Below are 12,032 nucleotides of genomic sequence, written 5' to 3' on the forward strand. Positions count from 1 at the left end.
GGGGAGTCGTGGTCCGGCTGGACGGGGTCACCAGGTGGTCGCGGCATATCGCTTGCCGTCGATCACCACGGCGACCTGGGTGCCGTCGTAGCCGTAGTAGCAGTCGAGCTGGACGGTGGTCGAGGCGCCGAGCTTCACGTCGTAGCCGGGGCCGCCCGGGGTCGTCCAGACCTTGCTGCCCGTCATGCGGATGTTGTGCCAGCCCGCGGTCGAGTCCGGGTTGTTGTACGACCAGCACTCGACGCGGTGGGACTTGCCGTCGAAGTCCTTGGCCGTGACCTTGAAGTAGTTGCAGTTGCCGGACGAGCAGCCGTCCTGCACGCCGGTCCGGTTGCCCTTCGACACCGTCGCCTTCGGCTGCGGCGGCGCGTCCGTCTTGCCCGTGACGGAGGTCCACGCTCCCCAGCCCGCCTCGTTGTGGGCGCGGGCCTGCAGCGTGTAGGTCTTGCTGTAGCCCGTCGGGACACCGACGGAGGCCGGCCACGACGTCTTGGTCCCTTCGTCCGAGGCGCTGCCCGACAGCTTCCACTCGATCTTGTCGACCGCCCGCCCGCCGTTGCTGCTCGGGGCGTTGATCGAGAACGACCCGTCGTCGACCCGGCCGGTGCCGTTCTTGGTCCCGCTCCAGCTCAGGCGCGGGTTTCCCGGGGTGGTGAACGGGGTCACGGAGCCCGAGCTGTCCGACCAGTCGGAGCAGGTGTACTCGTTGCACGCCTGGACCTGGAACGTGTACTTGGTGCCGTTGGACAGGCCCTTGTAGGTGTACGACGTCACGTTGCCGACGTTCTTCCCGCCGGAGCCGTTGGCCCGCACCTGGTAGTACGGGGCCGGCCCCCGGAACTCCGCCGCCGCGCTCCAGCTCACGTCCGCCTGGCCGTTCGTGGTCGAACCGAGGGCGGCCTGCACGTTGCCCGGCACCGTCGGCGTGCCGTACGGGACCACCGCGTTGGACGCGGGGCTCGCGGCGGAGACGTCGGCCTTGTTCTCGGCCCGCACCTTGAAGGTGTACGTGGCGTTCGTCTTGAGGTCCTGCACCGTCTGGGACCGCGCCTTGCCGACCTTGACGGTCTTGACCTGGGAACCGCCCTCGTAGACGTCGAGGTAGTACATGTCGATCGGGGCGCCGTTGGTGTCCGGCTCCTGCCACGACACGGTCGTCTGGCCGCCCACGGCCGTGTCCACCCGGCTCGCCTTCGGGGCCGCCGGGGCCGCCGGGGGGCCGGCGGGCGTCTCCGGGGAGGACGCCTCGCCCCAGTCGGACGGGTCCGGGGCGTCGTTCAGCGCCTGCGCCCGCACCGTGTACGCGGTGCCGTTGGTCAGGCCCTCCCACACGGTCGAGGTCCCCTCGACGCACGGCTTCTGGATCTTGCCGTCGGCCGGGGCCGGGCTGATCTCCAGGTTGACGCACGTGATCGCGGACCGGTCGGTGTAGTCCTTGTTCGTCCACGTGACGGTGAGCTGCTCGTCGCCGAACTCGAGCTTCGGCGCCGCCGGCGCGTCGGGCTTCTGGTCCGGCCGGGCGCTCTTCGACGCCGCCGACTCGTCCGAGTCGCCCACCTCGTTCGTGGCCGTCACCGTGAACGTGTACTCCACGTCGTTGGTCAGCCCGTCGAAGGTGCACGTCGTGGTGGCGCACTCCTGGGTCTTGCCGTCCGAGGCGTGCAGCGTGTACCCGGTGATGTCGGCGCCGTTGTTGTTCGGCTGCTCCCAGCTCAGCACCACCGTGCCGGAGCGCACCTCCTCCACCGTGGGCGCGCGCGGCGGCTCCGGACGGCCCAGGACGGTGACCGTCACGGTGCCCTCGACCTGGCGGTCCGGGTCCTGCGTGGCGTCCTGCACCGCGTAGCGCGCGGTGAGCACACCGTGGAAGTCCTCGTCCGGGGTGATGATCACGTCCCGGTCGTCGTACGACACGGTGCCCGACCCGGTCTCGCCGTACGCGCCGACCACGGTCAGGTCCTCGCCCGGGAACGGGTTGGTGTCGTTCTCCAGCACCGGGATCGTCACCGGCTGCCCCTGGTGGGCGTCGGGCACCTTGTCGGGCGTCGTCTGCACGAGCGGGCGCGTGGAGCCGACGACCGTGAGCTCGAGGTTGCCGCTGACGGGCGGGTTCTTGCCGTCGGACACGGTGAACGCGACGTCCTGCGTGGTGCCCTTGGGCACCGACGGCTCGACCTGCGCGGTCACGGTGCCGCCCGACACGGACGTCGTGATGCCCTTCGGGCTCTCGACGTCGAAGGTCAGCTTGTCCTTGTCCGGGTCCTTGACGTAGCGCGACAGGTCGACCGTGCTGTCCTCGCCCGCCGCGACCTGGAGCGTCGGCGAGCCGACCACCTTCGGCGGCTGGTTCGTCGAGGGCACGACGTCGATCGGCAGCGTGAGCACCGCCTTGTTGCCATCCTCGTCGTCGGGCCCGTCGCCGTCGGTCACCTCGAAGCTCACCGACGCCGACCCGGCGAAGTCCTCGCTCGACGTGAACTCGATCGTGTCGGCGTCCTGCACGACCGCGGTCCCCTCGGTGACCTCGACCGACTTCTCCTCGGTGATCCGCGGCTCACGACCGTCCCGGACCACCACGAGCTCGCCCAGCTCGACGGGCAGCGGCTCGCCGCTGACCGCCTGGAGCGGCGTCGAGCCCGGCTTCACGTAGGGACGCGACTGGTCGCCCGGCACGCGCACGAAGGCCTTGGCCTGCAGCCCGTCCACGTCCGTGACGGTGTAGGTGATCACCTGCGCCTGCGGCGTCAGCGCCACCTGCACCTGGCCGTCCTCGCGCACGGTGACGCCCTCGGTCTGCTGGTCCACCGACACCTCGAGGTCGGCACCCACGCCGTCGGGGTCGACGTCGTTGGCGAGCACGTCCACCGTGACCGTCGAGGCGTCGCGGACCTGCTCCGCCGTCACCACGTCGTCCTTCGCGACCGGCCGGAGCAGCGGCGCGTCGGCGTCCACGTTCACCGTGACCGACCCGGTGGAACGTGCCTTGAAGGCGTCCTGGACCGTGTAGTAGAAGGACGTCGCGCCCTCGTCGGCGGGGGCCTCGAGGACGATGTCGTCCTCGACCGCCTTCGGCGTCAGCCCGTCCGGCAGCCCGTCGAAGCCGTCCTTCACGAGGCCGATCTCGTCGCCGTCGGGGTCGTTGTCGTTCTCCAGCGCGCGCACGGCCACCGTGCGCCCGGGCCGCACCGTGGTCTCGTCGTCCACGGCCTGCGGGGGCTGGTTCGTCTCCGGCGGCGCGGCGATGCCCACGCGCACGGTGCCCTGGCCGACCGCTCCACGGGTGTCGGTCACCTGGTAGGTGAAGGAGTCGAAGCCCGCGGCGCCCTCGGCAGCCGTGTAGTCGACGAACCCGTCCACGATCGTCGCCGTGCCCTGCTCCGGGGCCGCGGCGATCGAGCTCAGCGTGACCTGGTCGCCGTCGGGGTCGGTGCCGTCGAGCGCGAGCGGGATGCGCACCGTCTTGCCGCTGAGCACCCGCGTCTCGGTGTCGGGCACCTGCGGGGCGGTGTTCTCCTCGTCGTCCTTGATCGTGATGGTGACCTGGGCGGAGTCCTTCTGACCGTTGCTGTCCCGCACCTCGTAGACGAGGTGGGCGGTGCCCGCCTCGGGACCCGCCTTGAACCGCACGGTGTCCTCGGAGACGAACGCCTCGCCGAGCTCCGCCTCGGGCTCCTCCTGCAGCTCGTCGTTCAGCTCGACGTCCAGCCCGTCCGGGTGCGTGTCGTTGTCGAGCACGGGGACGGTGACGACGTCGCCCGTGTGGACGATCGCCTCGTCGGCACCCGCGTCCGGCGGCCGCAGGGTGTTCGGGGCCGGGATGGGCACCACGCGCACCTGGCCGGTGGCGGAGCCGGTGCCGTTCGCGACGGTGTACTCGAAGGTCACCGGCTCGTCGAGCCGCTGCTTCTCCATGATCTTGAGGACGTCGTGGTTGAGCACCGCCACGTCGACCGGGGAGTCGTCCGGCACGGAGACCGACTGCACGACGAGCACGCCGCCCGCCGGGTCGGTGTCGTTCGCCAGCACGTCGAGCAGCGCGGAGCCGTCCGACGGCAGCAGCACCTGGTCGGAGACCACCACCGGCGGGGCCGCGTCCTCCGGCGGCGCGACGACGTCCACCCGGACGAGCCCCGTCGTCGAGTTGGGGCCGTCGCTCACCTGGTAGGTCACGTCGAAGGACCCGGGCTCGTCGCCCTGCACCGTGAACATCCCCGCGTTGAGGTTGTTCGAGAACGACAGGCCCTTCTTCTCGGTCACGTGCACGAGCCGGAGCGGGTCGCCGTTGGGGTCGGTGTCGTTCTCGAGCGGCCGCACGGTGACCGGCTGGCCGGCGAGCACCGTGACGTGGTCCTGCACCGCGACCGGTGGCTCGTTGGTCGCCACGACCTCGACGATCAGCGTCCCCTCCACCGGCTTGCCCCGGGAGTCGGAGACCGTGACGTCGACGATCTTGCGGCCGGTGGCCGCCCCGCCGTCGCGGAACTCGATCGTCCCGTCGGGCCGCGAGCGCACCTCGTCCTTCGGGTCGCCCGTGCTGGCGTGGGACAGGAACAGGTCGTCGCCGTCCGGGTCGCGGAAGTACGGCAGCACCTTGATGCTGGCGGTGCCGTCCTGGCCGACCCGCAGCACGGGCTCGCCCGTCTGGGTCGGGGCGTCGTTCTCCGACTCCGGCACCACGGTGAGCGTGACCTTCGCGGTGTCGGACCCGTCGCGGCCGTCGTCGACCACGTAGGTGAGCGTCGTGCTCCCCGTCGCGTCCGTGGGCACGTCGGCCTGCAGCGCGGCGCCGTCGAGCACCCGGTCCACGGCGATGTCACCGGTCGGCTCGCCGTCGACCTCGACGGTCATGACGTCGCCGTCGGGGTCGACGTCGTTGCCGAGCACGTTGAGCACGGTGGTGCGGCCGGGCCGGACGCCGAACGAGTCGTCCTTCGCCTGCGGCGGCCGGTTCTTCTTGTCGCGGTCGGCGACGAACTGGTCGACCTGCTCCGGCGTCGTCTCCTCGGACTCGGTCTTCTCGCCCTCGTCGTTCTCCGGGATGGTCAGGTCCCAGTCGTCGACCTTCTGGAACTCGTCCGCCGCCATCCACAGGGTGCCGCGGGCCACGTCGTTGAGCACAATGACGTCGCGGTTCACGCGGTAGACGAGGCTGCTGTCGGCGGAGAGGCCCTCCAGGACGACGTCCTGGTCGTCGTCGGTCCCGGGGCAGTCGCGCACGACCTGCCCGGACACCGACCAGGCGCCGTAGACGCACTCGCCGAGCTGGACGGGCCGCGCGGGCGTGCCGTTCGCGGTGCGCTTCGTCGGCGTCCCGCCGTCCAGCGGCTGGGAGACCAGCCCGCGCGAGGTCGCGAGGAGCACGATGTCCGAGTCGGGCGACGGCTGCTGCAGCTGCGCCTCGGCGCCGCCGTCGATCTCCACCGCGTCGCCCCCGGGCAGCACGACCTTGCCCGTCGAGCGGTCCAGCACGACCGCGGCGTCGCCCACGGTGGTCACCTGCACGTCGGTCCCCGGCTGCACCGAGAGCCGTTCCTCCTCGGGGTCCTCGGCCGTGCCGCGCGCGCTAGTCGGGATGGTCCACAGCTTCTGGTCGGCCGGGGACGCCACGACGGCGGTGCCGCCCGTGCTCACCTCGAGCCGGGCGCCCTTGCCCACCTTCTCGAGCACGGGCTCCGTCTCCTCGGGGTCGAAGGAGGCCGCCCCGTCGAACGGGAGCACCCAGACGCTGCCCGACTCGCCGTCGTAGATCGCGGTGGTGGCGCTGCCCGAGGCGACCTGCGCCCCTCCGGGCAGCTTCATCGTGCTGGTCAGGGCGAGCTGCGCCGGGTCGACGGGGCTGGCCGAGGAGTCCCCCGTGCTCGACAGGAGCACGCGCTGCGCGTCCTGCTGGACGTCGAAGCCCGTCGTGTTGGCGTACAGCGTGCCGTCGAGCGCCTTGGCCTCGTAGTTGAACCGGCCGATCTCGCCGTCGGCGGCGTTCGTCACCCAGACGCCGGAGTCGTTGAGGTCGACGTCCACCGTCGCCTCGCCGTCGTACCAGAGCGCGAAGCCGGTCAGCCCCGCGCCGAAGAGCGCGACGACCCCGACCGATGCGATGGACCGACGGTTCTCCACGGCACGAGAGACGAGGCTCATGCGGTTCGGTTCCTCTCCTACTTCTGGGCAGGTGCGGACAGCGGCTGGTGCGACAGCCCGCGCGCTACCGTCGCGCCGCGGGCGGAGGACCGGTCTGACCCATCTGGGGAAGTTGCCTGGGAACCGGCGTGATGCATACCTCGGCGAACCCTACCGAAGACGCCCGACATGACGCCGTCCGTCTCGATGGGTAGGTCTCCCCATGCACCGCCGCACTACGGTAGTGGGCGAACCCCACCCACCTGATACGTCCGGGCCCGGATCGCACGCCGATCTGAGCAAGACCAGAGCAGCAAGGAGCAGTCGTGGCCGACTCGTCGTTCGACATCGTCAGCAAGGTGGACCGCCAGGAGGTGGACAACGCCCTCAACCAGGCCGCCAAGGAGATCGCGCAGCGGTACGACTTCAAGGGGGTGGGCGCGTCCATCGCGTGGAGCGGTCAGGACACCATCGTCTTCGAGGCGAACTCCGCGGAGCGCGTGCTCGCCGCCCTCGACGTGTTCCAGACCAAGCTCGTCAAGCGCGGGGTCTCGCTCAAGGCCCTCGACACGGGCGAGAACGAGCCCCAGTCGTCCGGCAAGGTCTACCGGCTCGCCGGCTCCCTCAAGGAGGGCCTCGCGGGTGAGAACGCCAAGAAGGTCACCAAGCTCATCCGCGAGGAGGGCCCCAAGGGCGTCAAGACGCAGATCACCGGCGACGAGGTCCGCGCGACGAGCAAGTCCCGCGACGACCTGCAGGCCGTGATCGCGCTCCTCAAGGGCGCGGACCTCGACTTCGCGGTCCAGTTCGTCAACTACCGGTGACCGCACGGGCGGGCGGCGCACGCCGCGGGTTGCCGCGCGTGGTCGCGACAGACCTCGACGGCACGCTGCTGCGCTCGGACGGCACCGTCTCCGCGCGCACGCGCCGCGCGCTGCGGGACGTGGAGGACGCCGGAGTCGAGGTCGTCTTCGTCACCGCCCGCCCGCCCCGCTGGCTGGCCGACCTGGGCGACCTGGTCGGCGGCCACGGCCGGGTCATCGCGCTGGGCGGCGCCGCGGTCTGGGACCTGGGCTCCGGCCGGGCGCTGGACGCCTGCGGCTTCGGCGAGGGCGTCGTGCAGGAGCTCGTCGCCGGGCTGCGGGCGGCCGTGCCCGGGGTCGGCCTCGCCGTCGAGACCGTCCGCGGCCCGGCCTTCGACCCCTGGTTCCCCGACGGCGAGCCCGGGCTCGACCGCGGCCTGCGGGCCGTGCCCGTCGAGGACGCGCTGCGCGGCGGGGACGACGCCGTGGCCAAGCTGCTCGCCGTCCGGCCCGGCACCCCCACGCAGGGCTTCGGCGTCGTGCAGCGCGGCGACGTCCGGGACGACGACCAGGAGGTGTTCTTCGACCGGGTGCGCGAGGTCGTGGGCGGCCGGGCCGAGCTGCACTACTCCGGCGCCGCCGGGCTGGCCGAGCTGCTGCCGCCCGGCGTGACGAAGGACGTCGCGCTCGCCCGGTGGTGCCGCCGGCTCGGCGTCGACGCCCGCGACGTGTGGGCCTTCGGCGACATGCCGAACGACCTGCCGATGCTGCGCTGGGCCGGCCGCGGGCACGCCGTCGCCAACGCGCACCCGGACGTGCTCGCCTGCGCGGACGCCGTCGTGCCCGGCAACGATGACGACGGCGTCGCCGCCGCGCTGGAGGCCGCGCTCGACGTCTCCCCGCGCGTGGACGGCTACTCCGCGGAGCCGCTCTCCCCCTGAGCCTGCGTGCGCTGCCGGTCGGCGACGAGCTGCGCGCGCAGCTCCTGCACCTCCGCGACGAGCAGCGCCACCTGCGCCTGGCTGACCATGCCGACGGGCGCCTCCCCCGCCGCACCCAGGCGGTCGTCGGGCGACGACGTGTCGGTGACCCGCTCCACCAGCCAGGACGAGAGCGTCGCCGTCACGACGCCCAGCAGCGCGATGCCCCCGAGCATCAGGCAGACCGCGATGACCCGGCCCGTCGGGGTCACCGGCGTGAGGTCGCCGTAGCCGACGGTCGTGATGGTCACCATCGCCCACCAGAACCCGTCGCCGAGGTTGACGATGGTGGCGCCCGGCGCACCCCGCTCGGCCTGCGTCACCGTCAGCGCTCCGACGACGACCAGGAGCGCGGTGCCGGCCACGGCGAACCGCACCACGCGTCCCCGCAGGCGCACGGCGTTGACCCGGTTGAGGCGCACCACCACGGAGACCAGCAGCAGGGGGCGCAGCACCGGCAGCACGACCACGGCGAGCTCGAGCGGGTGCCGGCGCACGTACCGCCACGGGTGCGGGGCCAGCCGGGTGCGCACCACGTAGTCCAGGACGAAGAGCAGCCACGTCACCCCGAGCACGACGGAGCAGACGGCCCGCACGTCCGGCGAGACGTCCGGGCGCGCGATCGGGATCGCGTACGCGACCAGGAACAGCAGGGAGATCGCCGTCAGCGGCCACTCGGTGGCCGCCTGCCAGCGCCGCAGGCGCGCGTGACCGGCGTCCGGGTGCGACGACGTCGGGCGCTCGCGCTGCCCGGGCTCGGCCGTGTCACGCGTGTCGTCCCGGCCGCCCGGCGGGGCTGAGGTCATCGCAGGTCAGCCTGGCAGACCGACGTCGGCCACGCTCCCCGAGCGCGGCCGCGCGGGGCGTCAGTAGCGGGTGATTCCCCCCGGGCCGAAGCCCGTGCCGCCGGCCATCTTCTCCAGGCGGGCGATGCGGTCCGCCATCGGCGGGTGCGTGGAGAACATCTTCGCCATGCCGGCGCCGCGGAACGGGTTGGCCAGCATGAGGTGGGAGACGTTCTGCAGCTCGCGGGTCTGCGGCAGCGGTGCCTTCGCCGTGCCGGACTCCAGCTTGCGCAGCGCGGACGCGAGGGCCATCGGGTCGCCCGTGAGCTTGGCGCCGTCCTCGTCCGCGTCGTACTCGCGCGTGCGGGAGATCGCCATCTGGATCATCATCGCCGCGAACGGCGCGAGGATCGCCATGGCCAGCGCGGCGAGCGGGTTGCCGCCCTCGCGCCGGTCGCCGCCGCCGAAGATCAGCAGGAACTGCGCCAGCGAGGTGATGACGCCCGCCATCGCGGACGCCACCGAGGACGTGAGGATGTCGCGGTTGTACACGTGCATCAGCTCGTGCCCGAGCACGCCGCGCAGCTCCCGCTCGTCGAGCAGGCGCAGGATGCCCTCGGTGCAGCACACCGCCGCGTTCTTGGGGTTGCGCCCGGTCGCGAACGCGTTCGGCGCCTGCGTGGGCGAGATGAACAGGCGCGGCATGGGCTGGCGGGCCTCGGTGGAGAGCTCCCGCACGATGCGGTACATCTCCGGCGCCTCGAGCTCCGTCACCGGGTAGGCGTGCATCGCCCGGATCGCGATCTTGTCGGAGTTCCAGTAGCCGACGAACGTCGTGACCAGACCGATCCCCACGAAGACGACGAGCATGCCCGCGCTGCCGCGGAAGAACAGCGCCCACAGACCGAGGACCACGGCCCACATGACGCCGAAGAGCGCCGCCGTCTTGAGACCGTTGAAGTGCTGGTGGCCCATGTGTCCTGCCGTCTCCTTCCGTGCGCCCTGCCCGCGCCGGCGCGCCGGCAGGATGTCACGGGGTGAACGCGCCGAGGGCCCAGGCGGTTCCCGCCCGGGCCCTCGTGCCGATCCGTCGGTCCCGCCGTCAGGCTCGCACCGTCACGCGCGGCCCTTCGCGATGTCGAGCATCTCGTCGCGCGGCACGACCTTGATCCGCTCGCGGCCGTGCGGCTCGCCCAGCGCCTTCTCGTGCTCGTCGAGGAGCACGAAGTGGTCCCACTCGACGACGTCCACGCCGCGGTCGGCGAGGAAGTCGAGCACGGCCTGCGGGTCCGCCTGCGTGGCGGTGCGGCCGGACGCGAGGTCGCCGGTCGCGACGTCGCCGCCGTCGCCCACACCCGTGACGTCCTCCACGAGGTGGCGGATCGTCTCGGACGCGTCGGACTTGGTGTGGCCGATGAGGCCGACCGGCCCGCGCTTGATCCAGCCGGTGGCGTACACGCCGGGCAGGTGCTCGCCGTCGAGGTCGACGACGCGGCCCTCGCGGTTGGAGATGACGCCCTTCAGCTCGTCGAAGGGGATCTCCGGCAGCGGCGAGCCGAAGTAGCCGACCGCGCGGTAGACGGCCTGGACCGGCCAGTCGTGGAACTCGCCCGTGCCCTTGACCGTGCCGTCGCCCTGGAGCGCCGTGCGCTCGGTGCGCAGCCCCACGACCTTGCCGTCCTCGCCGAGGATCTCGGCCGGCGCGTGCAGGAAGTGCAGGTGCAGGCGGCGCGAGGCCTTCTGCGTCGACGGGTCGACGAGCGTCCAGTCCGTGAGCGTCTTGACGACCTGCTTGGTCTGGTTGGACGACTCGACGGCGGCCATCGAGCCGTCGTCGAACTCGTAGTCCTCGGGGTAGACGACGATGTCGACGTCCGGCACGTGGCCGAGCTCGCGCAGCTCCAGCGGCGAGAACTTCACCTGCGCCGGACCGCGGCGGGCGAACACGTGCACGTCGGTGACCGGCGAGGACTTGAGGATGTCGTAGACGTTGGCCGGGATCTCGGTGGGCAGCAGGTCGTCCGCGTGCTTGGCGAGGATGCGCGCGACGTCGAGGGCGACGTTGCCGGCGCCGAGCACGGCGACCTCCTTGGCCTCGAGCGGCCAGGTGCGCGGCACGTCGGGGTGGCCGTCGTACCAGGACACGAAGTCCGCGGCGCCGTACGAGCCCTCGAGGTCGATGCCGGGCACCGGCAGCTCGTGGTCCTTGATCGCGCCCGTGGAGAAGATCACGGCGTCGTAGAACTGACGCAGGTCGTCGAGCTTAAGGTCGACGCCGTAGTCCACGTTGCCCAGCAGGCGCACGTCGCCGCGGCCGAGCACGCGGTGCAGCGCGGTGATGATCTGCTTGATGCGCGGGTGGTCCGGGGCGACGCCGTAGCGCACGAGGCCGAACGGGGCGGGCAGGCGTTCGAAGAGGTCGATGCTCACGTCGAGGTCGGTCTTCGACAGGATGTCCGCGGCGTAGATGCCGGCGGGGCCTGCGCCGACGATCGCGACGCGCAGAGGTCGGATGCTGCTCACTGCGGGATACGCCTTCCGGATCGGGGATGCGTGGCGTTCGATTCTAGGAGGATTCTCCTGCGATCGGGTGAGGCTTACCTCACCTGTCAGGGTCCAGCCTTACCCAGGGTGCCACAACCGTCCCGCCATGTGAACGGGTTGTCTTACGGACCGGGCACGGTTGCTCCGGGCTCTTGTCAGCGGGCCAGGCGTTCGACCACCGCCCCGTACAGCGCCGGCGCGCGGGCGGCCGCCGGCACCACCCGTCCCCGCAGCGGCGACGTCGCCGCCGCCACGAGCCCGGACGTGAGCCATCGCACGTCCCGGGTGGCCCGGACCCACGCCCGCTCGTACCCGGCCGGGTCGTCGAGGTGCGCGACGGCGGCGCGCGCCTGCGCGAACCCGACCCGCAGCCCCTCCCCCGTCAGCGCGTCCACGTAACCGGACGCGTCCCCGACCAGCCGCACCCGCCCGACGGTCCGCGCCCGGCTGCGCACCCGCATCGGCCCGGCGCCCCGCACCGCCCCCACCGGCGAGGCGCCCGCCAGCCGGTCGGCCAGCTCCGGCAGGGTCGCGAGCGCCGCGTCGAGGTCCGCGCCCGCCGGGCCGAGCACGGCCACGCCCACGAGGTCCGGGGCCACGGGCGTGACGTACGCCTCGACCCGCGGCGCCCAGTGCACCTCCACCAGGTCCGTCCACGGCGGCACCCGGAAGTGCCGGCGGAGCCCGAACCGCCGCCTCCGGTCGCGGCCGACGCGCCGGCGTGGGGAGGAGGGGAGGGGGGCGGGGGGAGGGGGGAGGGGGGGACGACCTCAACGCCCCCCCCCACGATGCGCATCATGAAACGG

At 72.4% G+C, this 12,032-nt stretch carries 7 protein-coding genes; 2 read left to right on the forward strand and 5 right to left on the reverse strand.

What is annotated here, in order from left to right; genetic code table 11:
• Positions 1–27 precede the first annotated feature (27 nt).
• A complete protein-coding gene (locus ACFVS0_RS13720; RefSeq protein WP_430588271.1) occupies positions 28–6,135 on the reverse strand; it encodes an Ig-like domain-containing protein in 6,108 nt (2,035 codons plus the stop codon).
• Between the two features lie 305 nt (positions 6,136–6,440).
• Here ACFVS0_RS13720 and ACFVS0_RS13725 point away from each other — a divergent pair, with 305 nt between their 5' ends.
• A complete protein-coding gene (locus ACFVS0_RS13725; protein ID WP_429764848.1) occupies positions 6,441–6,938 on the forward strand; it encodes a YajQ family cyclic di-GMP-binding protein in 498 nt (165 codons plus the stop codon).
• Positions 6,939–6,976: 38 nt separating this feature from the next.
• Positions 6,977–7,858: an HAD family hydrolase gene (locus ACFVS0_RS13730; protein ID WP_430550561.1), complete on the forward strand. Its 882-nt coding sequence runs from the start codon at positions 6,977–6,979 to the stop codon at positions 7,856–7,858.
• Here ACFVS0_RS13730 and ACFVS0_RS13735 read toward each other — a convergent pair.
• From ACFVS0_RS13735 to ACFVS0_RS13750, 4 genes are all read right to left on the reverse strand, one after another.
• Positions 7,831–8,703, reverse strand: coding sequence for a potassium channel family protein (locus ACFVS0_RS13735; RefSeq protein WP_430550562.1), 873 nt, complete (start codon positions 8,701–8,703; stop codon positions 7,831–7,833). The genes ACFVS0_RS13730 and ACFVS0_RS13735 overlap by 28 nt on opposite strands.
• A gap of 60 nt (positions 8,704–8,763) precedes the next feature.
• Positions 8,764–9,657: a zinc metalloprotease HtpX gene (gene htpX / locus ACFVS0_RS13740; RefSeq protein WP_429764854.1), complete on the reverse strand. Its 894-nt coding sequence runs from the start codon at positions 9,655–9,657 to the stop codon at positions 8,764–8,766.
• Between the two features lie 141 nt (positions 9,658–9,798).
• Positions 9,799–11,205, reverse strand: coding sequence for an FAD-dependent oxidoreductase (locus ACFVS0_RS13745; RefSeq protein ID WP_430588272.1), 1,407 nt, complete (start codon positions 11,203–11,205; stop codon positions 9,799–9,801).
• Between the two features lie 176 nt (positions 11,206–11,381).
• Positions 11,382–11,891 carry a hypothetical protein gene (locus tag ACFVS0_RS13750; RefSeq protein WP_430588273.1) on the reverse strand — a complete coding sequence of 170 codons (510 nt, stop codon included), beginning with the start codon at positions 11,889–11,891 and terminating at the stop codon, positions 11,382–11,384.
• Between the last annotated feature and the right edge of the window lie 141 nt (positions 11,892–12,032).

The organism is Isoptericola sp. NPDC058082, assembly GCF_042885055.1.
Lineage (GTDB): Bacteria > Actinomycetota > Actinomycetes > Actinomycetales > Cellulomonadaceae > Isoptericola.